This window comes from Candidatus Rubrimentiphilum sp., assembly GCA_035710515.1.
Classification (GTDB): Bacteria; Vulcanimicrobiota; Vulcanimicrobiia; order Vulcanimicrobiales; family Vulcanimicrobiaceae; genus Rubrimentiphilum.
The window spans coordinates 348,547-374,811 of sequence record DASTDE010000004.1; the positions used below are offsets into that span (position 1 = coordinate 348,547).

The 26,265-nt window shown below is 62.1% G+C and carries 27 protein-coding genes; 11 read left to right on the forward strand and 16 right to left on the reverse strand.

Annotated elements, in window-relative coordinates; all coding sequences use genetic code 11:
- Positions 1-25 precede the first annotated feature (25 nt).
- From mutM to polA, 3 genes are read right to left on the reverse strand one after another with little or no spacing between them, the layout of a single operon-like run.
- Positions 26-838: a bifunctional DNA-formamidopyrimidine glycosylase/DNA-(apurinic or apyrimidinic site) lyase gene (gene mutM, locus VFO29_10765; GenBank protein ID HET9393983.1), complete on the reverse strand. Its 813-nt coding sequence runs from the start codon at positions 836-838 to the stop codon at positions 26-28.
- A complete protein-coding gene (locus tag VFO29_10770) occupies positions 838-1,284 on the reverse strand; it encodes a DUF192 domain-containing protein (GenBank protein ID HET9393984.1) in 447 nt (148 codons plus the stop codon). Before VFO29_10770 ends, mutM begins: the two co-directional genes overlap by 1 nt.
- A complete protein-coding gene (gene polA / locus VFO29_10775) occupies positions 1,277-3,877 on the reverse strand; it encodes a DNA polymerase I (GenBank protein HET9393985.1) in 2,601 nt (866 codons plus the stop codon). Before polA ends, VFO29_10770 begins: the two co-directional genes overlap by 8 nt.
- Before the next feature lie 143 nt (positions 3,878-4,020).
- Between polA and VFO29_10780 the strand changes: the two genes are divergently transcribed.
- Genes VFO29_10780 through VFO29_10800 form a run of 5 tightly spaced genes read left to right on the forward strand, consistent with a single transcriptional unit; the run spans position 4,021 to position 8,340 of the window.
- Positions 4,021-4,581 (forward strand): hypothetical protein, encoded by a 561-nt coding sequence (locus VFO29_10780; protein ID HET9393986.1) that lies wholly within the window; start codon positions 4,021-4,023, stop codon positions 4,579-4,581.
- Between the two features lie 6 nt (positions 4,582-4,587).
- A complete protein-coding gene (locus VFO29_10785) occupies positions 4,588-5,430 on the forward strand; it encodes a fumarylacetoacetate hydrolase family protein (GenBank protein HET9393987.1) in 843 nt (280 codons plus the stop codon).
- 41 nt (positions 5,431-5,471) lie between these two features.
- Positions 5,472-6,614 carry a Re/Si-specific NAD(P)(+) transhydrogenase subunit alpha gene (locus tag VFO29_10790; protein HET9393988.1) on the forward strand — a complete coding sequence of 381 codons (1,143 nt, stop codon included), beginning with the start codon at positions 5,472-5,474 and terminating at the stop codon, positions 6,612-6,614.
- Entirely contained in the window at positions 6,611-6,934 is a 324-nt protein-coding gene (locus VFO29_10795) for an NAD(P) transhydrogenase subunit alpha (GenBank protein ID HET9393989.1), read from the forward strand. Before VFO29_10790 ends, VFO29_10795 begins: the two co-directional genes overlap by 4 nt.
- Complete coding sequence (locus tag VFO29_10800; GenBank protein ID HET9393990.1) at positions 6,931-8,340, forward strand: NAD(P)(+) transhydrogenase (Re/Si-specific) subunit beta; 1,410 nt, start codon at positions 6,931-6,933, stop codon at positions 8,338-8,340. Before VFO29_10795 ends, VFO29_10800 begins: the two co-directional genes overlap by 4 nt.
- Positions 8,341-8,344: 4 nt before the next feature.
- On the opposite strand, the gene VFO29_10805 is transcribed toward VFO29_10800, so the two are convergent.
- Together VFO29_10805 and VFO29_10810 are read right to left on the reverse strand one after the other, a co-directional pair.
- Positions 8,345-8,878, reverse strand: coding sequence for a DUF6790 family protein (locus tag VFO29_10805; protein ID HET9393991.1), 534 nt, complete (start codon positions 8,876-8,878; stop codon positions 8,345-8,347).
- 13 nt (positions 8,879-8,891) lie between these two features.
- Entirely contained in the window at positions 8,892-10,487 is a 1,596-nt protein-coding gene (locus tag VFO29_10810; protein ID HET9393992.1) for a peptide ABC transporter substrate-binding protein, read from the reverse strand.
- A 100-nt stretch (positions 10,488-10,587) separates the two neighbouring features.
- On the opposite strand from VFO29_10810, the gene VFO29_10815 reads away from it, so the two are divergent.
- Genes VFO29_10815 through VFO29_10825 form a run of 3 tightly spaced genes read left to right on the forward strand, consistent with a single transcriptional unit; the run spans position 10,588 to position 13,504 of the window.
- Entirely contained in the window at positions 10,588-11,073 is a 486-nt protein-coding gene (locus tag VFO29_10815) for an Lrp/AsnC family transcriptional regulator (GenBank protein HET9393993.1), read from the forward strand.
- Complete coding sequence (locus VFO29_10820; GenBank protein ID HET9393994.1) at positions 11,070-12,134, forward strand: L-erythro-3,5-diaminohexanoate dehydrogenase; 1,065 nt, start codon at positions 11,070-11,072, stop codon at positions 12,132-12,134. The genes VFO29_10815 and VFO29_10820 overlap by 4 nt, the downstream gene beginning before the upstream one ends.
- The gene (locus tag VFO29_10825; GenBank protein ID HET9393995.1) at positions 12,131-13,504 is read left to right on the forward strand and encodes a KamA family radical SAM protein; all 1,374 of its coding nucleotides are present in this window, start codon (positions 12,131-12,133) and stop codon (positions 13,502-13,504) included. The genes VFO29_10820 and VFO29_10825 overlap by 4 nt, the downstream gene beginning before the upstream one ends.
- Here VFO29_10825 and VFO29_10830 read toward each other — a convergent pair.
- Positions 13,501-13,941, reverse strand: a complete 441-nt coding sequence (locus VFO29_10830) for a PPC domain-containing DNA-binding protein (GenBank protein HET9393996.1) — start codon at positions 13,939-13,941, stop codon at positions 13,501-13,503. The genes VFO29_10825 and VFO29_10830 overlap by 4 nt on opposite strands.
- A 50-nt stretch (positions 13,942-13,991) precedes the next feature.
- Here VFO29_10830 and VFO29_10835 point away from each other — a divergent pair, with 50 nt between their 5' ends.
- Complete coding sequence (locus VFO29_10835) at positions 13,992-14,537, forward strand: TIGR00730 family Rossman fold protein (GenBank protein HET9393997.1); 546 nt, start codon at positions 13,992-13,994, stop codon at positions 14,535-14,537.
- Between the two features lie 41 nt (positions 14,538-14,578).
- Here the strand turns inward: VFO29_10835 and VFO29_10840 are convergent, their stop codons facing one another.
- From VFO29_10840 to VFO29_10865, 6 genes are all read right to left on the reverse strand, one after another.
- Positions 14,579-15,424, reverse strand: a complete 846-nt coding sequence (locus tag VFO29_10840; protein ID HET9393998.1) for a hypothetical protein — start codon at positions 15,422-15,424, stop codon at positions 14,579-14,581.
- 82 nt (positions 15,425-15,506) lie between these two features.
- The gene (locus VFO29_10845) at positions 15,507-15,884 is read right to left on the reverse strand and encodes a carboxymuconolactone decarboxylase family protein (protein ID HET9393999.1); all 378 of its coding nucleotides are present in this window, start codon (positions 15,882-15,884) and stop codon (positions 15,507-15,509) included.
- Complete coding sequence (locus VFO29_10850) at positions 15,877-16,311, reverse strand: hypothetical protein (GenBank protein ID HET9394000.1); 435 nt, start codon at positions 16,309-16,311, stop codon at positions 15,877-15,879. Before VFO29_10850 ends, VFO29_10845 begins: the two co-directional genes overlap by 8 nt.
- A complete protein-coding gene (locus VFO29_10855) occupies positions 16,308-20,240 on the reverse strand; it encodes a multifunctional oxoglutarate decarboxylase/oxoglutarate dehydrogenase thiamine pyrophosphate-binding subunit/dihydrolipoyllysine-residue succinyltransferase subunit (protein ID HET9394001.1) in 3,933 nt (1,310 codons plus the stop codon). The genes VFO29_10850 and VFO29_10855 overlap by 4 nt, the downstream gene beginning before the upstream one ends.
- A gap of 88 nt (positions 20,241-20,328) precedes the next feature.
- Complete coding sequence (locus tag VFO29_10860; protein HET9394002.1) at positions 20,329-21,123, reverse strand: c-type cytochrome; 795 nt, start codon at positions 21,121-21,123, stop codon at positions 20,329-20,331.
- Entirely contained in the window at positions 21,120-21,830 is a 711-nt protein-coding gene (locus VFO29_10865) for a hypothetical protein (GenBank protein ID HET9394003.1), read from the reverse strand. Before VFO29_10865 ends, VFO29_10860 begins: the two co-directional genes overlap by 4 nt.
- On the opposite strand from VFO29_10865, the gene VFO29_10870 reads away from it, so the two are divergent.
- Both VFO29_10870 and VFO29_10875 read left to right on the forward strand, forming a co-directional pair.
- A complete protein-coding gene (locus VFO29_10870) occupies positions 21,829-22,716 on the forward strand; it encodes a dienelactone hydrolase family protein (GenBank protein HET9394004.1) in 888 nt (295 codons plus the stop codon). The two genes, VFO29_10865 and VFO29_10870, sit on opposite strands and share 2 nt — an antisense overlap.
- A gap of 16 nt (positions 22,717-22,732) precedes the next feature.
- Positions 22,733-23,842, forward strand: coding sequence for a DNA recombination protein RmuC (locus VFO29_10875; protein ID HET9394005.1), 1,110 nt, complete (start codon positions 22,733-22,735; stop codon positions 23,840-23,842).
- On the opposite strand, the gene VFO29_10880 is transcribed toward VFO29_10875, so the two are convergent.
- Genes VFO29_10880 through VFO29_10895 form a run of 4 tightly spaced genes read right to left on the reverse strand, consistent with a single transcriptional unit; the run spans position 23,832 to position 26,230 of the window.
- Positions 23,832-24,473, reverse strand: a complete 642-nt coding sequence (locus VFO29_10880) for a zf-HC2 domain-containing protein (GenBank protein HET9394006.1) — start codon at positions 24,471-24,473, stop codon at positions 23,832-23,834. The genes VFO29_10875 and VFO29_10880 overlap by 11 nt on opposite strands.
- Positions 24,470-25,057, reverse strand: coding sequence for a sigma-70 family RNA polymerase sigma factor (locus tag VFO29_10885; protein ID HET9394007.1), 588 nt, complete (start codon positions 25,055-25,057; stop codon positions 24,470-24,472). The genes VFO29_10880 and VFO29_10885 overlap by 4 nt, the downstream gene beginning before the upstream one ends.
- On the reverse strand, positions 24,990-25,877 hold the full coding sequence (locus VFO29_10890) for a metallophosphoesterase (protein HET9394008.1): 888 nt from the start codon (positions 25,875-25,877) through the stop codon (positions 24,990-24,992). The genes VFO29_10885 and VFO29_10890 overlap by 68 nt, the downstream gene beginning before the upstream one ends.
- On the reverse strand, positions 25,877-26,230 hold the full coding sequence (locus VFO29_10895; GenBank protein HET9394009.1) for a cupredoxin family copper-binding protein: 354 nt from the start codon (positions 26,228-26,230) through the stop codon (positions 25,877-25,879). The genes VFO29_10890 and VFO29_10895 overlap by 1 nt, the downstream gene beginning before the upstream one ends.
- Positions 26,231-26,265 lie beyond the last annotated feature (35 nt).

Here is a 26,265-nt window from a genome sequence, read left to right on the forward strand (position 1 = left end):
TCCATCCTTTATATTTATTTGTTCCTTATCTTTGACAGGTGCGGCACCACCAGGTACCGCGCTGGGCCAGAACCGTTCGCACGATCGGCCGTCCGCACCGTTCGCATTTGCCCCCGGCCCTTCCGTAGACCGAGAGCGCATTTTGAAAGCCGCCTTGGCGGCCCCGCGCATCGACGTAATCGTCGACGCTCGTGCCCCGCAGAGCAATCGAACGCTGCAAAACCTCGACGATGGCGTTATGCAGCCGGCGTGCGGCCGGCTTGGTCAACGCTTTCGCGGGAGCGCCCGGACGGATCCGGGCTCCCCACAGCGCCTCGCAAGCATAGATATTCCCAACACCCGCGATGCGCCGCTGATCGAGCAACAACGCCTTGATAGGCGTCGTCCGCCCCGAAAGCATACCGATAAAGCGCTCCGGAGTAAAGTCCCCCGAAAGCGGCTCCACGCCGAGTTGCGAATCCCACGCCTCGCCGCGCTCGACCAAGCGCATGCGTCCAAACTGGCGGGCGTCGGCAAACGCGAGCCGGGCGCCGTCGGTGAACGTCAGCGTCACGTGCTGGTAGGGAATCGCCGGTTCTCCCTTTTCCAGCACCACAAGCCGCCCGGTCATCCGCAAGCTGACGACCAGCCGCCTGCCCGAAGCAAGTTCGATCACGGTGTATTTTCCGCGACGCGTCACGGCAACGATCCGCTCTCCGCGAACCGCCCTGCGAAAATTCACGCCCTGCGGCGCGGTTGCCATTTTTGCGAGCGTGACGTCCGCTTTGGCGATCGTCTTGCCGGCGATGCTCGCGGCGAGACCGCGCACGATCGTCTCGACCTCCGGCAACTCGGGCATTACGGCAACTTGGAGATGCGGACGCCGTACCAGAAACCGTCGCGCGCGGCTTCGCCCGCCGGCAGCTCCAGAACGTACTTGGCGATGCCGTCACGCCGTGGGATAAGGTTGTCGGGCGTATCGAGCGGCACAACCGGAACGTTGGCAAACACGTTGCGGACGATTCCGTTCTTTCCGATGAAGACCATGTCGAGCGGCAGAAGCGTATCCTTCATCCAAAATTCAATCGGCGCATCGGCGTCAAACACAAAGAGCATACCGGTGTGCGCAGCCAGTTTGCGCACGCCCATGAGGCCGCGCTCGCGCTGCTGCTCCGTCCGCGCTACCTGCACGCGCAGGCGGGCGGACGGCGCGCTCAACCACATCGCCGGCAAGATCTGCGGAGTCGGAACCGGCTGCGGCGAGCTCGTGTTCAGTGCAACCGCGAGAACAAGCGCCTCAAGCATCTACAGTCTCCTCGACGTCGTACCAATTCTCTCCGACTTTGACGGTGACGTCGAGCGGCACGCTGAGCTGCATGACGTTTTTCATTCCCTCGCGCACCAGCGCGGTGACGTCCGCCAGTTCGGCGCGCGGCACTTCAAAGATCAGCTCGTCGTGAATCTGCAAGAGCATCTTCGCCGCCAGCTCCCGTTCAATCAATTTTTCTCCGATCCGGACCATCGCGAGCTTCATGAGATCCGCCGCGCTCCCTTGTAACGGAGCGTTGGTGGCTTCGCGTTCCGCCGCGGACCGCAGCATGTAGTTGCTCGACTTTAAGGCGGGCATGTACCGCCGGCGGCCGAGAATCGTAGTCACGTAGCCCAGCTCGCGCCCTTGCTCGATGATGCTCTCGATATACTCGCGCACGTTCGGGAAACGTGCGAAGTAGGCGGTGGTTATTTCGCGGGCGTCCGCGCGCGGGATCTCCAGCCGCTGCGCCAGGCCGAAATCGGACATGCCGTAGAGTAAACCGAAGTTCACCGACTTCGCCATCCGCCGCTGATTCGGATCGACGCTGGTCCCCGCGGGAACCGCAAAAATCTGACGTGCCGTAAAGTCGTGGATGTCTTGACCTTCGTGAAACGCGCTGCGCATGGCTTCGTCGCCGGAGAGATGCGCCATCAGCCGCAATTCGATCTGATTGTAGTCGGCCGCCAGCAGCACGGCATCTTTGCCCGGCGCCACAAAGGCGCGCCGGATCCGCCGGCCCAGGTCGCCGCGCACCGGAATGTTTTGCAGATTCGGATTCGTGGAGCTCAGCCGGCCCGTTGCAGTGGCCGTTTGATTGAAGATCGTGCGCAGGCGGCCGTCGCGCGGATCGGTGAGCGCCGGGATCACGTCCACGTAGGTGTTCTTGAGTTTGGTTACCTCGCGATACTCGAGCACCTTGGCGCAGATTGGATAGTCGCGCGAGAGGCCGGCCAGAATCTCAACGCCGGTCGCCCACCCGGTCTTCGTTTTCTTTCCGTTGGGAAGACAAAGTTTTTCGAAGAGAATGTTGCCGAGTTGCTGCGGCGAGCCGATGTTAAATTCGTCGCCGGCCAGCGTGTAGATCTCGCCCTGCAGCCGCGCGATCGTTTTCTCAATCTCGCCGGCCAAGCGGGTCAATTCCGCGGGATCGATCGCCACGCCGGTCCATTCCATCTTCGCAAGGATCGGCGCGAGCGGAACTTCGACGTCTTCATACAGCCGCAGCTGATCGCGCGCTTGGAGTTCGCCGCGCTCTCTGTCGACCAGACGCAACACTGCATCGGCGTGAGCGGCGACGTCCTCGCCGGCCGTGAGCTCCAGAAACTCTTGCGTTGCATCGTCGATACGGGCAAACGTGCGCGACGGATTGAGCAAGTGTGCACCGATCATCGTATCGTCGGCAAATGCGCGCTCGGCAAACCCGCGGTCGTGCAAGACGTGCAGGACGGCTTTTACGTCGTGCGCGGCCAGGCGCTGTCCGCCGAGCCAAACTTTTTCGAACGCCGCTCGCACCGGGTCATGCGCGAGTGCGCCCGCCAAAAACGACAGACCGCTGCCGGTCGAACTCGTTATTCCAATCTCGCCGTCGGATTTTACCGCGAAAGCAAGCCGTTCGGCAGACTCCAAACTCTCGAGCTCGCGCGCCAATTGCGCGTATTCGGGCGGATCCGTGGCCGCAATATACGATCGGTAGTTGCCGGTTAGGCGCTCTTGCGCGTGCAGCAGCGGCAGCTCCGCCGGCACGTTCAGTCTTCCGAGCAGCGTCTTGAATTCGAGCTCGCTGTACAACCGGTAAAGTTCGTCATTCCCGGCGGGCGTGTATTGCGATTCGGCCCAATTCACGTTCAAATCCAGCCGGTCGTTGGCCACTGAAACGTCGCGGCACACCAGCGCCTGTTTTCCGTACTCCTCGACGAGCTTTTGCAGCTTCGGCGAACCGGCGAGCGACGGATCCGCGACGAGCGCGTCGAGCGAACCGGCGGCTTTGATCAACTTGATCGCGGTTTTTTCGCCGACGCCCGGAATGCCGGGCAAATTGTCGGACGGGTCGCCTTTGAGTCCGCGATAATCCGGCAGTTGTTTGGGATCCAGATCGAAGCGTTCGCGCACGGCCGCTACATCGTAACGCGCGAGTTCGGTGATGCCGCGCCGCGTCATCAGAACGGTGGTTGCGTCGTCCACGAGCTGCAGCAGATCCAGATCGCCCGTGACGATCAGCGCGCGCTCGCCGGCTTCTTTGGCTTGGCGCGCCAACGTGGCGATGACGTCGTCCGCTTCCTCTCCCTCGATCTCGAGGATCGGGATATGGTTGGTCTCCAGAATCTGCCGAACCAACGCAAACTGTGGGCGCAGATCGTCCGGCATGCGATCGCGCTGCGCTTTATACTGTTGATAGAGCGCGACGCGGTGTGCCGGCAGTCCTTTGTCGAATGCGGCAATGACGTGCGTCGGCTTTTCGTCATTGACGATCTTGTTGAGCATCATCGTAAAGCCGTAGGCTGCATTGATCGGAACGCCGCGCGTGGTCGTCAGCGGAGGCAGAGCGAAAAAGGCTCGATAGACGAGCCCGTAGGTGTCCAGGAGCATCAAACTCGCCATTATCGCGCGCCCGCGGAACCCATAGGGCCTACCCGTTCGTTGCCTTGCAGCGATGCAGAACAATCGGAGGCAATATGTGTAAAAATGGGAAAACGTCCGGACATGAACGCTCGGCTTTCGACGGTAGCCGCATGAGGCGCCTGCGCTCCATTTTTCTGGTCGCGAGCGCCCTCTTGGCGCTTCCCTTAGCCGCCGGCGCGGCGAGCGCTCCGGCCCCTGTCGCGACGCCGAAACTGCCGACGAAACCCCTGCACGTCGATCTGCAAGTGGAAGTCAATAAGCTCGGGCAAGTCGTACGCGTGCTGCACGGCAACCTGTCGGGCAACGTTCCATTCGATACGATGGTGATGGGCAACGCGCTGCAGATGTGGATCCGCGATCGGCGCGGACAAACGGTTACGGCCGTCGTCGGATTATATCGCGTGAACTACGATTACGATCCCCGCAAACATTCCGTGCATCGCAAAATCGCCTTGATCAAGCGCGGCGGCAACTGGGCCAACGAAGACGGCGCCGCCACTAAAATGCTGGCCGACGCCAAGAAACAGGCGCAAGCGGCGGAGGAAGCTTTGGCGCGGCTGCGCGCCGAGCAAAAGAAACAACAATTGGAGCAGAACAACAATCTGCCCGACATCAACGGCATCCTGAAGAAATCCACGAAGCCGTCTCCATCGCCCTCACCCCACGCCTAGGCATCCATGCGGTATGTGACGTTCGCGCACGGCGGCCGGCAGCGTCCCGGCTTCGTCGAGAACGATCGCGTTACTCCGATCGACTGTGAATCGCTGATCGCGTACATCGCACTGCCTGCAACGGCGCGCGCCGGCCGTCACCTTTCCGAATCGTACGCGTTAGGCGACGTTTCACTCGCGGCTCCCGTGCGTCCGCACAAAAACATCTTCGCCGTCGGACGCAACTATATGGAACACGCCAAAGAAGGCGCGCGTGCTGCCGGACGCGATTTGAAATTGCCCGACGTGCCGACTTTCTTTACCAAGGCGCCGACCGCGATCGCCGACCCGGATCAAACGGTCGAGCTCTCTCGCGCGGTTTCCCCGGAGTACGACTGGGAAGCCGAACTCGCGATCGTCATGGGTGCGCGCGTGAAAGACGTTCCCGCCGAGAGCGCTCTCGAAGCAGTCTTCGGGTACACCTGTTTCAACGATATTACGGCGCGCGATCTGCAGCGCGCGCACGGACAGTGGTTTAAAGGAAAGAGTTTGGACAATGCAGCTCCCATGGGGCCGTGGATCGTGCCGGCCGCCGCGATCGGTGATGCGCAGCATTTGGACATTGCGCTGCGCGTGAACGGAGTCGAGAAGCAGCACAGCAATACCGCCGGCATGATATTTTCGATTCCCAGAATCATTGCGGAGCTGAGCAAGGGCATGACGCTGGAGCCCGGCGACGTCATCGCGACCGGCACGCCCGAGGGCGTCGGATTTGCGCGGACGCCGCCCGAGTTCTTCAAAGACGGCGACACCGTCGAAGTGGAGATCGAAAAGATCGGCGTTTTGCGCAACCGCATTCACCTAATCTAAAGCGAAGGGTTCGCTCGGCGGGGCGGGAAACGGTCGGCCCGATGACCATCGCCGTGCTGCGGGAAACTGCGCCAAATGAAACGCGCGTGGCGCTCGTTCCCGAAACTGTCGCGAGGCTGACCAAGGCCGGAACGACGGTGAAGATCGAACGCGGCGCGGGCGAGCGTGCAGCATTCCCGGACGCACTGTATAGCCAAGCCGGAGCTACGGTCGGCGATCGTGCCGGGACCCTAGCGGATGCCGATTTGGTCGTCACCGTCGGACGGCCCGACGACGGCGTGCTGTCCTCGATGCCCAAACATGCGACATTACTTGGGCTATTGGGGCCGCTCGGCGACCCGCAGTACGTCAAACGCCTAGCCGACGCCGGTATCACCGCGCTCTCGATGGATGCGATTCCACGCATTACGCGCGCGCAAAGTATGGATGCGTTGAGTTCGCAGAGCAACATCGCGGGATATAAAGCAGTACTGCTCGCAGCCTCCGAACTGCCGAAGTTCTTTCCGATGCTCACCACCGCCGCGGGCACGATCCGTCCGGCAAAAGTTTTGGTGTTGGGCGCAGGCGTCGCGGGATTGCAGGCCATCGCGACCGCGCGGAGGCTCGGCGCAGTCGTAAGCGCGTACGACACGCGCGCCGTCGTAAAGGAACAAGTGCAAAGCTTAGGCGCGTCGTTCTTGGAGTTCGATCTTGGCGCGGACGCCGAAGGCGCCGGCGGTTACGCCAAAGAGTTGACGCCCGAACAGATTCAAGAGCAGCGGCAGTTCATGGTCGATCACATCGGATCGTCCGACGTCGTCATCACGACGGCGCTGGTTCCGGGACGTCCGGCTCCGTTACTTATTACGGAAGAAGCGATCGCCGCGATGGGGCCGGGCTCGGTGATCGTCGACCTTGCCGCCGAGGCCGGCGGCAACGCCGCGCTGACCAAAGCCGATCAAACTGTCGTAACCGCGAACGGCGTGCACATCATCGGCAAGACGAACCTGGCCGGCACGATGCCGTTCCATGCGTCGCAACTCTACTCGCGCAACGTTCAAGCCTTGCTCGACGCACTCGTCAAGGACGGGAAGCTGACGCTGGATCCGGAGGACGAGATCGCGCGCGGCACGACGATCGTCCGGGATGGAAAGATCGTGCATCAGCCGACGCTCGACGCGCTCGGCGCCGGAGTGGCCTCGTGAGCGAACTCACAACCTTCTTCGAGCTGCTGACGGTCTTCGTACTGGCCGTCTTCGTCGGCTTTGAAATGATCTCCAAGGTGCCGACAACGCTGCACACGCCGCTGATGTCCGCGACCAACGCGATCCACGGCATCGTGCTGGTCGGCGCGATCATCGTGACGATCGAGTTGTTGACTCCGGCGCACGCGCTGGCGACTCCGTTGTTGACCGTTATCGCTATCGTGGCGGTGACGCTGGGCACGATCAACGTCGTCGGCGGCTTCGCGGTGACCGAACGCATGCTCCAGATGTTCAAGAAACGCGAGCCGGGCAAGAAGTGACAGCTTTCGTTCTTCTGCACCTAGCCGAGCTCGCCGCGATCGTGCTGTTCTTCCTCGGCCTGCACTTCTTGAGCTCGCCGGCAACGGCGCGCTTTGGAAACCGCCTGGCCGCACTCGGCATGCTGATCGCGATCGTCGCGGTCTTGGCTCCGTCACGCGGCATCGGCTGGTGGGCGATCTTGATCGGTATCGTCGCCGGCACGGCCATCGGACTGATCTCGGCGCTCAAAGTAAAGATGACCGCGATGCCGCAAATGGTCGCGCTCTTCAACGGCGCGGGCGGCGGCGCGGCGGCGTGCGTCTCAACCACGCAATACTTATTGTGGGAGCGCGCGCATACTGCGGGCGTCCGGCTGGACGTGCTCACCGACGTATCGCTCGTCATCAGCGCGATTATCGGCGCGGTCAGTGCGGCCGGCTCGGTCATCGCATTCTTAAAACTGCAAGAACTCATGAGCGGACGTCCGGTCACCTATCCCGGACAACAGATCGTAAACGGAGCGATCGCGCTGGCCATTGCCGGCCTGGCAGGTTGGGTGATGGTTACGCTCGGCGTCGAGCCGACGTGGGCCTACGGCGTGATGGTCGCGCTCGCGCTGGTACTGGGCGTTCTGTTCGTGCTGCCGATCGGCGGCGCCGACATGCCGGTCGTGATCTCGTTGCTGAACTCATTTACCGGTCTCGCCGTTGCCATCACCGGCTTCGAATTGCGCTCCAATCTGCTGATCATCGCGGGCACGCTGGTCGGCGCGAGCGGCACCATGCTGACCATCCTTATGGGCCGAGCGATGAACCGCCCGTTGCGCAACGTGCTGTTCGGCGCGTTCGGCGCGAGCGGCGGAATGGAAGTCGCCGCGTCCAAAGGCGGCCAGCAGAACATTCGCAGCGTCAGCGTGGACGACGTCGCCGTCATGCTGGCATACGCGCACCAAGTCATTGTCGTTCCCGGATACGGCATGGCCGTCGCGCAGGCACAGCACAGCGTGCGCGAGCTCGCCGATCAGCTCGAGAAGCACGGAGTCACGGTAAAATATGCGATTCATCCCGTCGCCGGCCGCATGCCGGGACACATGAACGTTCTGCTCGCAGAAGCGAACGTGCCCTACAACCAACTCTACGACATGGACGACATCAACCCGGAGTTCGCGCGTACCGACGTAGCGCTGATCATCGGCGCGAACGACGTCACGAATCCCGCCGCGCGCAACGTCGCTTCGTCGCCGATCTACGGCATGCCGATTCTCGACGTCGACAAAGCCGCCAATGTCGTCGTACTCAAGCGTTCGATGCGTTCGGGATTCGCGGGCATTGAGAATCCGCTTTACGAGGAACCGAAAACCGCCATGCTCTTCGGCGACGCCAAAGCCAGCGTCGACGGTTTGGTCTCAGCGGTTAAAGCGCTCTAACGCGCTAGTGCGGTGCGCGCACCATACGTTCGTATGCGTCGCGCGACGAGTACGCTAAGAACAGCAGTACGATCGGCAGCGCGATGTCGTTGACCCACAGAATGAGTCCGGCATTTCCGGGCGCATAGTTTTGACAGCACAGGATCTGCTGGATGTGCTGCGCCGCCGCTCCGAACGAAAAGATCGACACGATAAGCGTCACGGCCAGCCGCAGCTCGTAGCCGCGCGCCAGCGACAGCAGCGCCACAAAGGCGATGCCGAGTTCCGCCCAAGCGAGCTCCCACTCGAACGGACTGGGCTGCCAGCCGATCGACTTCGCGGCAATCTGTTGTATAAACGCATGGAACACGAACGCCCACAGAAAGCCGAACCCAATCGCATAAAAGATCAGCTCGCCCCAGAGCGTGTAGCTCGCGGTCATTACCGTGTGATGCGCCTTCGCGCGCCGCAGTTTGAATAGCGTCGTTAGAATCGCGATGACGATAAAAACCAACTCGAGATTACCGAGAATGGTGCTGATGACGCCTGCAACCGTCATGCTTTCCCTTTCATTAGCGTAACTGCCACGCGGCGGCATTCCATGTGGGCAAGAATGCGTTCGGATAGAAACCGGCCAGCTGCGAGCGGTACGCATAGATGTAATTCGCGTTGAAGAGATAGATGATCGGCACGTCGGCGGCGACGATTCGTTCGATGTGACCGTACAAGCCTTTGCGCTGCGTTCGCGACGTCGACGCGAGGGCAGATCGTTCCAGCGCATCGACGCGCGGGTTGCAGTACCGCATGTAATTGCTTGGTGCGCGGCACGCGAGTATGGAGGAATCGTCCGGATCCGATCCCATCGTGAACGGCACGTACGCGAGGTCGTAGTTGCCGCTCGCGAGCACCCCGGTGTGCGGCAAGAAGAGCTGCGCGTTGCTGATCGTCTTCATCTCGACGTTGATGCCGCGTTGCCGCAGCTGAGCTTGTACTGCCGTCGCAACGCGCATGCCCGTGGTCGTCTCTTTGAACTGGACGTAGACAAGCGTGAGCGGCTGACCGTTCTTGTGCCGGACGCCGTCACTTCCGCGGCGCCAGCCGGCGGCGTCAAAGAGCGTATCCGCGCAGGGCGGATCGTAGCCGGGTTCCTTTACCGAGCGGTCGTACGCCCACGAAAACTGCGGCTGAATCGCATCGGTAACGGGATAGCGTCCGAGTGTGATCTTGCGGCTGATCGCCCCGCGGTCGATCGACATCGCGAGTGCGCGCCGGACGCGTGGATCGTTTAGGGGAGGATGCGAAAGGTTGAGCGTCAGTCCGGCGACGACGCCGGTCGTCACGTACCGGTAAACGATCTCATGATGCGACTGGAGAGTGCGCTGTTGCACCGGCGCGATCAAATTCCAATCCAATTCGCGCGACTGCAGCAGGACGAGGTTGGTGGCGGGATCGGGGATGACGCGAATGTCGAGCCGTTTCGTCTTGGGCGCGCCGCGCCAGTAGCGCTCGTTGGCGACGTACAGCAGCGACTCGCCGCGCCGCCAAGAGACGAACCGGTATGGGCCGTCGCCGACTGAGGGCGCCGCGTTAAACGGCGCCTGCGCGAGCGGCTGCTGCGAGCGAAGAACGTGCGCCGGCAAAACGAACTGCGGGCGATAGCCATACGAAAAGAGCGTGTCGACGGCGGGCGCCCAGCTATGCTTTAAATGAAAGACGACGATGTGCGGTCCGCGCGCGTAGGCGCGATCGATCAGATCGTAGCCTTCGTGCGACGGCACCGGGTTGCGCGGATCGAGGATCGCGCGCAGCGTGAAGAGCACGTCGTCAGCCGTAACCGGAACGCCGTCGCTCCAGCGCACTTGCGGACGCAACCGGTAGACGATGGTGCGCCCGTCGGGCGAGAGATCTCCGTTGGCTTGCGTCGGGACGCGCGTAATGAGCTCCGGGATTTCGCGGCCACTCGGATCGAAATCGATGAACGGCTCGAACGCGAGGCGCGCCACCTGCTGCTCGACCGAGGCGGCATCCTGGTGCAAGAAGAGCGGGTTGAGATTTGCCGGGTCGGACGCCAAGTCGAACCGCACCGCGCCCGAGAGGCGTTGCGGCGAGCCGCTCGAGCAAGCACTCAGCAGCAGTGCGGCCATCCCCAGCACCCACGCGATGCGCATGGCTCGGCGCTTCTGCGGGAGCGGCCCAGCCCCCGCCGGGGTCGCTTGCGCCGAACGACCTTCGGGCGTATAGTTATTTTACCGAATATTTTTCGGTATTATGAATAAACACCCGAACATAGCACCCGAACCCGGCGAGTTGGACGACCTCGATCTCCGGCTGCTTTCCGCTTTGCAGCAAAACGCGCGCTCGACGTTTGCCGATCTCGGCGAGATCGTCGGCCTCAAGGCCTCCGCCGTGCACGATCGCGTGAAACGACTGGAGAGCCGCGGCTACGTCCGGGGCTACGCCGCGCAGCTCGACGGAAAGCTCCTCGGCCTCGAGCTGGTCGCTTTCGTCGGCTGCTATACCGCGCCCGACTGCAGCTACGACGCGTTCATCGCGGCGCTCTCCGCGATGCCGGAGATCTGCGAGATTCACAGCGTTGCCGGTGAGGAATCGTTCGTCCTCAAAGTGATGACGCGCTCGACCGCGCACTTGGACGAGCTGCTCTCCCGTCTGAAGAGCGTACCGGGAATGGCGCGGACGAAAACGACGATCGTCCTTTCAACGCCGTTCGAACGCGGCGGAATCTCCGTACGATGAAATCGCATCGTTACGGCGCGCACCGGGTCATCGCACCGGCAGGCGCCTTACCGCAAAATGCTATGAAGCTCGACAACACGCCGCGGCCATTCGCCAACGAGATTCTCTGCGACGTCGAGGTGCTGAACCTCGATTCGGCCTCGTTTGCGCAGATTCGCAGCGCGTGCGACGACGATCCAAAGAAGATTGCCGATCACATTTCGGCAACCGTGCGCGAGCGCGGCAAACAGCACAATGCCGTTACGGGAAGCGGCGGCATGTTCGTGGGCCGCGTCGCCGAGATCGGTGAAGCGCTCCAAGACATAGTTGCGCTGCGCGAAGGCGATGCGATTGCCTCGCTGGTCTCCTTGACGCTCACGCCGCTACACCTCGAGACGATCACGGAAGTACAACTCGCCAGCGGACACGTGCACGTACGCGGCAAAGCGATCTTGTTTGAATCCGCCGCCTGGGCGAAATTGCCGGACGATATCGATCCCTGCGTCGCGCTGGCCGTGCTGGACGTAGCCGGCGCGCCCGCCCAGATCGCAAAACTAGCCAAGCCCGGAATGACCATCGCCGTGATCGGCGCGGATGGAAAATCCGGCTTGCTGGTGTGCGCCGCCGCGCGATCGCAGCTCCGTACATCGGGCCGCATTATCGGCGTGAGCCCGAACGCGAATTCAGAGGCGGCGCGCCTGCTTGTTGAAAGCGGACTCGTCGATGCATTCGTCGCGGCCGATGCGCGTGACGCGCTGGCGCTTTCCGAACTCGTTGCGGCCGAAGCGCCGCAGCTCGCCGACCTGGTCGTCAATTGCGTCAACGTGGACGGAACCGAGCTCGGTTCGATCCTCTGCGCAAAAGACGGCGGAACGGTCTATTTCTTTTCGATGAACACGTCGTTTACCGCAGCCGCTTTGGGCGCCGAGGGCGTCGGGAAAGATGTGACGATGCTCATCGGAAACGGCTACACAAAACACCACGCCGATCTTGCGCTGCAAACCCTGCGCGACAATCCGGCCATTCACGCCTATTTCACAAAGCAGTTTGCCATCCGTCAGCCCGCGAGGACATCGTTATGAACGCCGTCATGCACACCAAGCCGCCCGTCGATCCGAGCTACTTCAAATACAAGAACCTCAAAGAGGGCGAGTTCTGGCGGCACGTTCCGGCCTACAAAGACGTCGACGAAGCCACGTTCATGGATCACCTGTGGCAGCAGAAACATTCGGTGAAGACTGCTGCCGAGCTGCTGGAAACAATCGAGGGCCTTGCCTCGGGAGAGTTCATCGAAGATGCGCGCGCCGGTTTTGCTCACGCGCCCATGGCGGTACGCGTCTCGCCGTATGCGATCGCGCTGATCGATTGGAACGATCCCTACGGCGACCCGATCCGCCGGCAGTTCATTCCGACCAAGAGCACGTTCTTGCCCGACCATCCGCGCCTGGTACTGGATTCGCTGCACGAGCAGGCCGATTCACCGGTGCCCGGGCTCGTGCACCGTTACGTCGATAAAGCGCTGTTCTTGCCGCTCGCGGTTTGCCCGGTGTATTGCCGGTTCTGCACGCGCAGCTACGCGATCGGGCCGGATACCGAGGAAGTGGACAAAGTCGAACTCGCGCGCACGCCCAAACAGTGGCAGGACGCATTCCGCTACATCGCCGAGCGGCCCGAACTCGAGGACATCGTGATCTCGGGCGGCGACGTCTACCAGCTTCCGCCGAAAAACATCGAGCTGATCGGCAACGCGCTGCTCGACATTCCGCACGTCCGCCGCATGCGCTTTGCGACCAAAGGCCCGGCCATTATGCCGATGAAGCTGCTTACGGATCCGGCATGGGTGGACGCGCTCGCCGGCGTCGTCGAACGCGGACGGTCGCTCGGCAAGGACGTCGTGCTGCACACGCACTTCAACGCGCCCGAAGAGATCACGTGGATCACGCAAAAGGCGATGGCCGTACTCTTCGAGCGCGGAGTGTTCGTCCGCAACCAATCCGTGCTCATCCGCGGCGTCAACGACGAGCCGGAGCGCATGGAGTTACTCGTCAAGCGTCTGAGCTACGTCAACGTCCATCCGTATTACGTTTACATGCACGACATGGTCAAAGGCGTTGAAGATCTGCGCACGACGATCCAAACCGCAGTTGACGTCGAAAAATTCGTGCGAGGCAGTACGGCCGGATTCAACTCGCCGACATTCGTCTGCGACGCGCCGGGTGGCGGCGGCAAGCGCGACGTGCACAGCTTCGAGTACTACGATCGCGAAAACGGTATCGCCGTTTACACGGCGCCGAGCGTCAAACCCGGCAAGGCATTCATGTATTTCGATCCGATCGACCGTCTATCGCCCGACGCGCAAGCGCGCTGGGCCGTCAAAGAGATCCAGGATCAAATGATCCAGAATGCCCTGCGGAATTCAGGCGCCGGAGACGATCAGCTCGTCTTAGCTTAATGCGTAAGGTCGAGCAGCGGGATGCCGACTTCGGGACGGTCAGTGCGATGCAGGTTCCCCGCAAGCTCGTCGAGCACGATCTCGAGCGTCGGACGAACCGTTGCTTGGAGCAGATGCCCGCCAACGGCGCTTCCGTCCCGGCGCCCAAGGACGACGTGAATGTGCAGTTTCTGCTTACCGTCTAAGATCGAGACGTTGCCGTTAAGCGAAAGCAGCTCGGACTGCGAATCGATTTCGATCGGTTCGTACTGTTTGTTGGCGAGATTGTAGAAGCCGACTGTGGCGCGCTGCACGCCGCCCAAACCGTGAAAGAACGCCGCCATGACGCTCTGCTCCTCGACGAAACGCTGCAGTTCGCCCATCACGTCGTCGCCGGTTTCAAAAACCAGCACGAAGCGTCGCGGGACTTCACGTCCGCCAAACAAACGGTATTCCATGTCGCCTTCTACGGCAGGCGCGCGACCGCGCCCCGCCAAACGCCGGGCCAATGCCTCAACGCGTGGGTGTATTCTGCGGTTCGCAATCGGGGAACGGCGACCGGTACATCGAGACTGCAATCCTGACCGCCAGCCGCATTGTCCAGCGCGGCTGCGGCATCGTCTACGGCGGCGGGCGCGTGGGTCTGATGGGCGTCCTGGCCGACACGGCGCTGGCGGCGGGCGGTGAGGTCATCGGCGTGATTCCCGAAGCGCTCGCCGGCAAAGAGATTGCGCATGGCGGTTTGACCGAGCTGCACGTCGTCACCAGCATGCACGAGCGCAAAGCGCTGATGGCCGATCTGAGCGACGCGTTCGTGGCCCTGCCCGGCGGATTCGGAACGATGGACGAATTTTGCGAGATACTCACTTGGGCGCAGCTGCGCATTCACGACAAGCCGGTCGGCCTGCTCAATGCGTACGGCTATTTCGACGACCTGATCGCGCTCTTCGACAACATGGTGAGCGAAGGGTTCGTCACGCCGCGGAACCGCACGCTGGTGCGAAGCGCCGGAACGATTGACGAACTGCTCGACTCCCTTTTGCCCGTAGGCTAGAAAAAAAAGAGGCCGCCCAAGGCGGCCTCTCATGGTCGTTCTTAGTGCCGTCGTCCTCGGTCGAGGCTAATTGAGCCGTCGGCATTCACAAAGAATTCGATCGGCTTGCCGATGTGCGCAGTCTTCAAGCGCATCATGTCATTGGCGGCTACCGTGAACGTTTGCGAATTGCCGGCCGGGAACAGCACCGTAACGGTGTTACCGCTGATCGCCGTCAGCTTCGCGTGAAGCGGGCCGGGCCCACCTTGTGCGCCTGCAAAGGCGAACGTGCCGTTCGTTACGCGGAACGAAACGTTTCTCCCGATGAAAGCGCGCACGCGCGCCGCCGTTTGCGCGGAGGCGCTGAGCGTTTCAGACGTTCCATTCGGCTCGCGAATCACGATCGTGTTCCCATTGACCGCCGTGACCACGCCGTGCGTGACCATCATTCCATCACGGTCACGGTCGCGGTCCCGGTCGCCCATTGGCGTCAATAGGCCGTTCGCTACGCGAAACTCGATCGGTTTGTTCAGTCGAGCCTTCAGGTCCGTCGCAGTGTCGCCGGTCACGGTGAACGTTTGCGTGGATCCATTTGCCAATCGCACCGTTACCGTGTTTCCGGTAATAGCGGTGAGTGTTCCGTGCATCGGAATGTTCGAGCTGAGGCGCGCATTCGCGTTTGCATGCGCGTCAGCTTTCACCGGGACCGTCACCGGCGGCCCTTGCCGTTGCGGTATATTTACCGGTGGTATCGCGGGACGCGGTACGCCCATGGGCGGAGCGCCAAGCGAGCCGTGCGCACTCGCACCGACACCTGCCCCGATACCTGCGGGTGGCGCCGCAAGCGCCGCCGCGCTTGTCAACGCGACCAAGCTTGCGAAACTAAGAATGTAGCGGGCTGTTGTCATGTGTGCTTCCTCCTCGAATAGATAGCGTTTCCGAGGAGTGAAACGACCAAACCTGAGGGAGCTGTTTCTGCCCGACGCTCGCTTACTTCTCGCGCTTATCGACCACGCGCTTGACAACCGCTAATGCGTTGAGCGCTTTTGGAAAACCGATGTATGGAATCAGCGTCATGACGGCTTCGACAATCTCTGCTTCGGTCAAGCCGACGTTGAACGCGCCCCGCACGTGCGTGCCGAGCTGCTTGTCGCAGCCGCCCATCGTCGCCAGCGACGCAATGGCGATCAATTCGCGGTGCTTTGCGTCGCCCTCACGCGCGTAGACGTCGCCGAATGCAAACTCGATGAGGTAGCGCGCAAAATCCGGCGCGAGATCTTTGTAGTCCTCGAGCAGGTTGTCTGCGACTTTGTCGCCGTCGATCTTGCGCAGCAGTTTCTCGCCGCGCTCGTATCTCTCGTTAGGCAAGATTTCTCAAATACGCGGCTTGGCCGTAGAGTTGAATCACCACTCCGAAGATCATCAAACCGAGCCAAAGGCTCCACGATCCACTGAGAAACGAGACTCCCAACCACGTGCTAGACGCTTGGCCGATGATCCCGACAAAAATTGCGATGGATCCAATTGTTGTGGAACCCATAAGAACGCGCGATGCACTATCCCGCTTCGGATCATCGAGACGGGCCGGTGGCGCCGCCACGCGCCGGACCGTACCGCCTACCAGCGCTACCATCGCATAAAGCAGCCCCACTAAACCAATAGAGAGGCCGGTAATAATCGGCATCGTGAATAAAAATTTCAGCGCTAAGAAAAGAAACAGGACAGTCCACACCATGGCGGAGACAGCAAGCGTGAAGAACTTCATGGACGTTGCCGGCGTAGCAATGAACGTCACTCAGTCAGCGCTTCTTTGACGATGCGCTCTTGCTCGGCCGCGTGCGCTCCCGGATAGCCTTCGGACGGGCTTGCGCGGTACGGACGGCCGATGTAGTCGATCTCGAGCTTGTCCGTGCGCCGTTCGATCAGGCGGCGGCGTACGTACGCCCGCGCGCCCATGTTCTTCGGCTCTTCTTGCACCCAAATAAGCTTTTTGAGGTTCGGATACGTCGCGATGACGTCGTTGATCTCGGTGTACGGCAGCGGCGAGAGCAGTTCGACGCGCACGATGGCGGTTTTCTTTAGGCTCTTCGCGGCGTCGTTCAGCGTGATGTCGTAGTAGATCTTTCCGCTGCACAATAAGAGACGTTCGATCTTGCCCTTGTCCTCAATTCGCGGATCGTCGAGCACCGGCCGGAACGCGCCGCTTGCCATTTCGTCGAGGCTTCCCGCAGCGGCCTCGTGGCGCAACAGCGATTTCGGCGTCATGACGACCAGCGGAACCGGCTGCGGCATGGTGGCTTGCTGACGAAGCAAGTGATAGTAGTTTGCAGCCGTCGACGGATTGGCGACGCGCAAGTTCCCCTCGGCCGTGAGTTGCAAGAACCGTTCGAGGCGCGCGCTCGAGTGTTCGGGGCCCATGCCTTCGTAGCCGTGCGGCAGCAGCAGTGTGAGCCGCGCGGTCTGTCCCCACTTCGCTTGACCGGCGACGATGAACTGATCGATAACGATCTGCGCGCCGTTGTCGAAGTCGCCGAACTGCGCCTCCCATAAAACGAGCGCCTTCGGAACCGTCGCACTGTACCCGTACTCGAAACCGAGGCACGCATATTCCGAGAGCGGGCTGTCGTGAATTTCGAACGACGCTTTCGATCCGTTCAAATGCTGGAGCGGAACGAACTCGCGGTTTGCTCCCGGATCGTGCAGCACCGCGTGGCGGTGGCTGAACGTGCCGCGCTCCGTATCTTGACCGGTAAGCCGGACCGGCGCGCCTTGCGTCAGCAACGACGCGAACGCCAGCGCTTCCGCCAAACCCCAATCGACTAAGCCTTTTTGTTCGACCGTCGCTTGGCGCCGCTCGAATTGCGCGAGCAGTTTCTTGTTGACCGTGAAACCTGCCGGCACGCGCGTGAGGTCCGCGCTCCATGCCAAGAGTTGCGGCTTGCTTGCCGGCGCGAGCGGCACGGCTTCGATCGCCGGCGCGGCGCTGATCCGCGCCAGCATGCCCGCGACGTCATGTTTTCCGCTCTTGACGGCGCGGTGCGTCTCTTGCAGATGCGCGGTCGCATCGACGATTAATTCCTGCACGTGTTCGGCGGAGAGCACACCCTGCGCGATGAGTTTGTTTGCGAACAGCTCGCGCGCGGTCGGATGCGCTTTGATCTTCTCGTACATCTCGGGCTGCGTGTACGCCGGCTCGTCTTGTTCGTTGTGCCCGAAGCGGCGGTAACCGATGACATCGATCACCGCGTCGCGTCCAAAACGGCGCCGGAATTCCGCGCAGAGATGCACGGCCCAGATGCAGGCGTTGAGATCGTCGGCGTTCACGTGCACAATCGGCACGTCGAAGCCTTTGGCGAGATCGGAGGCGTAGCGAGTCGAACGCCCGTCGCGCGGATCGGTCGTGAAGCCGATCTGGTTGTTTGAGATAATGTGAATCGTACCGCCGGTGGTGTAGCCCGGAAGCGATTGCAGATTGAGTACCTCGGCGACGACGCCTTGCCCGGGAAATGCTGCGTCGCCGTGAATCAGAATCGGAACGGCCTTCTTCGGATCGAGTTGCGCGACCGGCTCGGAGTGATCGGTTTGCAGTGCGCGCGCTGTTCCTTCGACGATTGGGTCGACCGCTTCCAAGTGACTCGGATTGTTGGCCAGCGTAACGCGAACTTTTTTTCCGTCCGGCGTTTCGAAGACGCCTTCGGCGCCCTGATGATACTTCACGTCGCCCGTAACGTCCGCCGCACCGAGCTCGCCGCGCTCGTGCGCCGCTTCGAACTCCGTGAGCAGCTCTTCGTACGGCCGGTTGAGAATGTGCGCGATCGTATTCAGGCGCCCGCGGTGCGCCATACCGATCACCGCTGCCGGCGTTCCGTCGCTCGCCAGCAGCGCCAGAAGCTCCTCGAGCATCGGCACCATGACGTCCAGACCCTCGAGCGAGAACGTCTTCTGGCCGAGGAAAATTTTCCGGAGATACCGCTCGAAGCTTTCGACGCGAGTCAGCCGGCGCAGCAACTCGATCTTGCGATCGTCGGAGAACGCGATCTTGTACCGGCCCGATTCGATCGCATCGCGCAGCCATTCACGCTGTTCGGTGTTCGAGATGTGCTCGACTTCGTAGGCAATCGTCGAGCTGTACGTGTCCCGCAGCTGCGGCAAAATCTCGGCCAGCGTATTGCCCGGAACTTTGACGCGCAGCACCGAGGCCGGCACCGCCGACTGCAGCGCGGGAGTGAGTCCCCAATTCGCCGGTTCGAGTGACGGATCGCCGGGCGGCGGCGAGCCGAGCGGATCCAGATGCGCAGCCAAGTGTCCGTGCGTGCGATAGGCGGCCACCAGCGCCATGCCGGCTGCAACCGCACGCAATATTTCATCAGACGCGGGGACCGCCGGCCGCTCCGCGCTGGGCGTTTCGACTTCGCCAACCTTGAGACCGAGCGATGCAAAAATAGTTTCGTAAAAACCGTCTTTGCCTTGCAGCAGTTCGTCGATGCGGCGCAGATAATCGCCGGATTGCGCGCCCTGGATCACGCGATGATCGTAGGTGGACGTCATCTGCATGATCTTGGTCATGCCGAGCGATTTGAGCGAGGCCTCATTGGCGTTGGTAAATCCGGGCGGATAGCCGATTGCGCCCGCTGCAATAATCGCGCCCTGTCCGGGCATCAGCCGCGGCACGGACGCCGAGGTTCCGATGCCGCCGGGATTGGTCAGCGTGAACGAGGCGCCTTGCAGATCGTCGGCGGCGAGTTTATTCGTCCGCGCTTTCGAAACGAGGTCTTCGTACGCGTTGCGAAACGCCGCGAAGTCGAGTGAGGAGGCGTCCTTGATCACCGGAACCACTAAGAAGCGCGTCCCGTCTTTACGTTCGGCGTCGACTGCCAGGCCAAGGTGAATGCCGGGCTCCACGCGGACCGGCTGATCGCCGTCGCGCCGGAAATGCGCGGTCATGTACGGCATCTCGTGCGCGGCGCGCACCAATGCGTACGCAATGACGTGCGTGAACGAAATTTTTTCCGAGCGTCCCGCCGATTTAATTCCGGCGTTCAGTTCGCGCCGGCGCGCGTCGAGCGTGTCGACGGCGATCGTGCGGAAGCTCGTCGCGGTTGGGATGCTGAGGCTCTGCTCCATGTACGCGGCCAGCGCCGCGGCCGGACCTTTGATCGGTGTGACAACCGCGCCGGGAGGAAGCGGCGGTAGCGGTGGAAGTTGCGCGCCGCGCGACGCGGACGGCAGCGACGCAGCTTGTTTGTCGACGTCTTCGCGCAGAATCAATCCGTCGGGACCGCTGCCGCGCACGCGCGCGAGATCGACGTCGAGTTGTCGCGCGATGCGGCGCGCTTGCGGCGTGGCAACGACCTCGCCCGTGCGAGCGCCATTTCCGGCAGGCGCCGGTGTCTTCGGCGCCGCTTTCGGCGGCTCGGAAGCTTTCTTCGGTTCCGGAGCTTTCGGCGCCGGCTTTGCGGCAGCGCCATCTGGTTTGGCGGATGTGTCGATCTCGGCGAGCGCCGCGCCGACGTCGACGGTGTCGCCCTCGGCCGCCAAAATCTGTTTCACGACGCCGGAAACCGTCGCCGGCACTTCGACGTCAACTTTGTCGGTCGTCACCTCGACGAGCGGATCGCCTTCCGCAACGAACTCGCCGACCTGCTTGCGCCATGCAACGATGGAGCCTTGCGTGACCGACTCGCCCATCTCGGGGAGCGTGACTCGGATCAGGGTGTCAGGCAAAAACTGTTTCTCCGTCTTCCACTAATAGGGGCACTCACCAAGATTGCCCCGTTTAGCCCTTCGGATGCAACCTGCCCGGTCGCACCCGTTAAAAATACTTGGCGGGCTCGGCCGGAAAAACCACCGCTCGGCCGCCGGCGAAGCGCGGCCGGCTGTGGCTCAGGACGAAGGCGGAGACGTCGTAGGCCTGCTGGGCGGTCAGCGTCCCCGGAGCGTTTTGCGGCATGTTGGCGCGCACGAAGGCCGCCATCGTCCAGAGGCGATGCATGCCCGCCCCGCCATTGAACGACGTCGCGCCCCAGAGCGGCGGAAAGACCGCACTGCCCGAGCCGCTGGCACCATGGCAAGCAGCGCAGCGCTGCGTGTAGAGTCGGGCTCCCGCCGGCGCATTGGCGGGCTGCGGCGGCTCGAACCGGGTGAGGCGCACCGCGGGGTCGGGCGTCGCTCCGACCGTCGTGCCGCGCGAAAGATAAGCGATGTACGCGACCATCGCGATCATTTCGCGGCTGGAGTAGGCCGGCGGCTTGCCGTTCATGCTGTAGAGAAAACACTCCGCCAAGCGATCCTGCAGTGCGATCACGCGATGCGAACGGGTATTCCATTGCGGAAACTGTCCGTAGATGCCGACGAAGCTGCCGCCCTTCGGCTTCGTTCCGCCCGCGATGTGACAGGCTGCGCAATCCATGTTGGCAACGACGTTCGCGCGCATGTGCGCCCGCGTGTTCACAATGAGTTCGCGTCCGTAGCGGATCAATTCACCGGGGGCTCCCGTCGGAAGCGCTTTCACGTCGTACGCCGCAGCCGCAGGAGTAGAGCTGGGCTGATTGTTCGCGCACGCGGTCAGCGCCGCAACACAAACCAACGCCGATAAAACGCATCTCATGCAAACGTCAGCGTCAGATAGCTGTAATGGTAACGCTGCTGCAGTTCCGCGATCGCCGCAATCATCGCAGGCACCACGTGCGTTCCGGGAATCAAGTTGGTGAGAATATCGTTGGCCACATCGGTTGGGCTCATTCCGGTGGGCGCAAACCCGCCTTTGACGATCGCGCGGGCTTGTTCTTCGACCGCGGTGTGACAGGTAAGAAAAACGACGCCGCGGCTCTGCAGCGTTTCAATGGCCGTGTCCTGGAAGAGGCCTTGCGGATCGTTCGGATCGGAAGTGTTCTCAAATACAGTCGGCGGACGCAAGTAGATGTTGCTCGCGATCGGCTTTCCGGCCGCATCTTTAATTCCGAAGAATTCTCCGATACGGTATTTCTGCCACACCGCATCCGAATACGTGTAGGCGCTCGACGGTCCGTGCGGGGCGAACACCATGGTAATGCGATCGGGCCGGTAACCGAAGCCGAACTGCAACCCGTTTAAACCGTTCTTCATGTTGTTGAAGACCGCGGGATGGAACGCTACCGCCTCCCACAGTTGACGAACGTTTTGCGGCTTGTTCACCGCCCGGATAAAACCGGCGGCGTCGAAGTTTGCCTTGCGTTCGACAAAATCCGATCCGCCGGGGACCGTCGTCGCTGCATTGGCCGTGCCCGCCGCGATCGCCGCGAGCGAAGCCGAGGAAAGAAACGAGCCGCGGTTCATGAACTCTCCATTTCGCCTCCAGGAGTACGCCATGAAAGAGATTGATCCCACGCAGTCCACCGACCCCAGAGTAAGGCGAGCAACCTTCGTTGGGGCAACTGCGGCGGCAGCCGCAGGCACCGCCGTCCTCGGTACCGCGTTCGCGCAAAGCGACTTGGGCCAAGCTCACCCGCCGATCGTTGCCGAGAACGATCCCGCGATCGTGGTCGAGCACGTCGAGTTGCAAACTCCGGACGGCGCTCTTCCGGCATACGCGGCTACTCCGAAAGGGGCAACTGCGACGACGCCCTGCGTCGTAGTCGTGATGGCAATTTGGGGTCTTGACGTTTCGATTCGTGACGTCGTACGGCGTTTCGCGAAGGCCGGCTTCGCCGCCATCGCACCGGATCTGTACGGACGGCTCGGAGCGCCGAGCGGCGACGGCGTCAGCGACATCTCGATCTTCCGTCCGTTGGCGCAAAAGCTTCAGCGGCCGCAAACCGCGGCCGACATCAAGACGGCGGCCCAGTGGCTGAAGGCACGGCACGCCAAAGCACGCATAGGCGTGACCGGATTTTGCATGGGCGGAACGATCGCGCTGCGCCAAGCGATCGACAACGCGGACGTCTTCTCCGCCGACGCGGTTTGGTATGGCAGTGTGGCGGACATCGATCCGGCGGCGATTCACATGCCGATCGTGGGCAACTACGGCGAGCGTGACACCGGCATTCCGGCCGCCGACGTGCGCGCATTTCAAGCGAAGCTGCAAGTTCCGAACGACATCGTGATCTATCCCGAGGCCGGGCATGCGTTCTTCGACGATCAACGCCGTTCGTATGTAGCTTCCGCGGCCGAGGACGCGTGGCGCCGCACGCTGGCCTTCTTTACAAAGTATTTGACGGCGTAGCGCGAATCACTAAGGCGTGACGATCACGCTGGCCGTCCTTTTCGCAGTCGTCGCCGCCGCGCTCGGCGCGGCGATCACGTGGCTCGCAGTCGGCCGCGCGCGAGCGCATGAAGCCAACGTGCGCATCGCCGAAATGCAGCGCGACTCGTTCATCGCTCTCGCCAACGAACGATTCTCGGCCATCGTCTCACCGGTCCAACAGAAGCTCACCGAATTCGACGCGCTCGTGCGCGAGATGGAAGAGAAGCGGCTCGGCGCTTACGAGGGGCTGCGCGAGCAGATCGCCGGCCTGATCGATCGCAGCGGCAAAATGGAGACCGCTGCCACCAACCTCTCGGCCGCGCTGCGCAACCCGACCACGCGCGGAAAATGGGGCGAGATTCAATTGCGCCGCGTCGTGGAGCTGGCCGGCATGGAACCGTACTGCGACTTCGGCGAACAGCAGACGCTCGACACCGGCGATGAGCGCGGGCGCCCCGATCTGACCGTGCAGCTGCCCGGCAATTCGCGCATCTTCGTGGATGCGAAAGTTCCGCTCAACGCATTCCTCGAGGCGACCGAGCTGTCCGATGAAGCCGGACGGCGCGAGCGCTTCCGCGCTCACGCTTCAGCGTTCAAAGGTCACGTCGATCAGCTCGCACGGCGAAACTACCAGCGCGCCGAACGCTCCGCGGATTTCGTGGTGATGTTCGTGCCGGGCGAAGCCTTCCTGAGCGCAGCGTGCACCGAGAACCCGGATCTCATCGAGTACGCCGCCGGCAAAGACGTTTACATCGCGAGCCCGTTAACGATGATCGCGCTGTTGCGCTCCTATGCGTTGGGCTGGCAGCAGCGCCAGCAGGAAGAAAACGCCAAGAAGATCGCAGAGGCTGCGCGCGTGCTGTACGATCGCGTGGGCGTGTTTGCGGGACACATTGCCGCAATCGGCGCCAACCTCGAAAAAGCCGTCGTGGCGTATAACAGCGCAGTCGGCTCGATGGAGAGCCGCGTACTGCCGCAAGGCCGCAAGATCAGAGAGTTGGCGTCGCTTCCCGACGCCGAACTGCCGGAGCTGACGCCGGTCGAACTCGCACCGCGCGAGATCACCGCACTCGACGCTCAGCCACGCCGGCGCGTTAACGAGTAGCGATCGTCGCGCGCGCGACCGCACGCGCTCCGTCGAACAGATAGACTTCCTTTACCCGCGGCGGGTTAGCGACGAACAGCTCGCGCTCCGTCCCGGTTCCTTTAAGGACACCTAGGTCGCGACGTGTGCCGCCGGAGTTCACTACGACCGTATAATCCTGGTTCGTCGTCGCGATGACGTAGAGCCACGCGCCCGTTCGCGCAAAGATCGCTTTCGCGGCCGGCGCTCCGGGCGCCATACTTGTAAACGGCGCGTGCAGAAAATGCGAATGGACCATCGCCGAAGCGGCTTGCTGCCGTGTTCCGTCAATCGAGCTAAGATCGCGATCGCGTTGCCAGAGCAATGCCGAAGGCAGCAATCCCAGAATCAACGCTGCCGCTACCAGCGAGTAAAACGATCGCGGAAGAGACCGCGGCGCGAACGTCGCGCGCATCCTCCGGTCGAGTTGCGCCGGTACCGCAAGTTCGCGCGCCGACAGCGCCGCCACGATTTCTTCGGCTTCTCCGACGCGTTGCGCGCAGCTCGCGCACGTTGCGACATGCGCGTCCACTGCCGCGCGCTCGGAGTCCGAGAGCGAACCGAGTGCGTACAACTCGGCATTTTCGTCGACGTGCATTCCAGTGGTATTCATCGCAACTCTCCGTGAGCCGAGAACTCGGCGCGCAGCGCCCGCACCGCGTTTGAAAGCCGGCTCTTAATCGTCCCGAGCGGCTCGTTCAGGCGCTGAGCTATTTCGATCTGCGTCAGACCCTCGTCGTACGCCAAGTGGACGGCTTCGCGTTGCTTCTCGCTCAAAGTTTGCATGGCGCGCGCGATCCGGTCGCGGTCGGCCAACGATTCATCCGCAGGTTCCGCGATCTCCGGCCGAAGAGTCTCGTGTTCGATCCGCGATCGGTTCGTATACTTGCGGCGCCGCGAGAGCGCTTCGTTGCGGACGCACACCACCAGGAACGAACGCAGCGAGCCGCGCGCAGCCGAGTACGCGTGTCCGCGCCGCCAGAGCCGCGCAAAAACGTCGTGCACGCAGTCCTGCGCCTCCTCGCGATCGGTCAGAACCTGCATTGCCGTAGCCAATAACAAGCGCTTGAATTCATGATAAGCGGCTTCAAACGCCCAAGCCTGGCCGTCGACAAACGCAGCTGCGAGTTCAGCCGAGGCTGCGATCGGTGATGGCGGCGTTATGGCCCCGGTCGAGATAGACGTTTCGATATCCAATCGCGTGCAGCAGTTGATCGTGCGGTAGTGCGAGCGGTCCCGGCTTATCCGCTTTTCCGGGCGCGGGCTGTGGATATGCCGTGGCGTTGGCCGTCGCAAAGCGAATGTTGCCTTCCTGATGCGTGACGACCTGGTGGATGTGTCCGCTTAAAACGGTCACGTTGTCGAAGCGGCCCAGCATCGAGAGGGCTTTGGCGCCGTCTTCCGTCGTCCAGCCCCAGCTCGGAAAGAGCGCGTACAGCGGGGCGTGCGTGAAGACCACCAGCGGCGTTGAATTTTTTTGTGCCGCCAGATCGCGGCGCAGCCAATCGAGCTGATCGGTGCCGAGCAAGCCCATCTTCTCGAAATCGAAAACGTTTATCAGCGCGACGAAGTGCGTGCCGTTTTGGTCCCACGAGAACCACTGCTTCCCGTGTTCTTTGGTAGCAAATGCATCAAAGAACGAGTTGTAATCCTTGCCGATGAAGTCGTGTTCACCTGGAATCACGATGAGCGGCGCGCGCAGCTGCGAGAGAATATCCTTGGCTGTTGCGAACTGCTCCGGCTTTGAAAGATGCGTGACGTCGCCGGTGTGGATCACGAAGTTGGGTTGATCAGGCAGCGCGTTGATTGCGTCAACAGCCTCTTTCAAGGTTGCGGAGACGTCCGGATTGGCAGGTTGATGAAAACCGATATGGCTGTCGCTGATCTGCACGAAATCGATCGCGCCGCTGGAACCGGCGGCGACCGCGGTGCCGGTCATGATGCCGCCTGCGCTCAAGGCGTAGGCGATGCCCGCGCCTGTCCAGGCTACATGCTCGAGAAAATCTTTGCGCTGCATCAGTTGTCGCCTCGCATGGCGCCGTGCATCGCCTGAACTACGATCGTGCCTTTCATGTACGGATGCAGCGAGCAAAAGTACGTGTAGGTTCCCGGCTTTTGCAGCCGGACCGACCAGGAATCGTTCGTATCGAGGCCGCCCGAGCTAAACGCGCCCTTGTCCGCCACGACGGTGTGCGCTTCGGAATCGTCGTTGACGAACTTCACCGTCTCTCCGGCGTTAATAGTCAGCGACTTGGGTGCGAAGGCAAACCCTTTGATTTGAACAGTATGCGCCGCCGGCATGGCCGGGGAGACCGCCGCTACGCTTACCAGCGAAACGGCGGCCGCGACTGAAAGCATGAGCTCCTTCATGCCCTTACTATGCGCGGCCGCCGCCGATGGTTCAG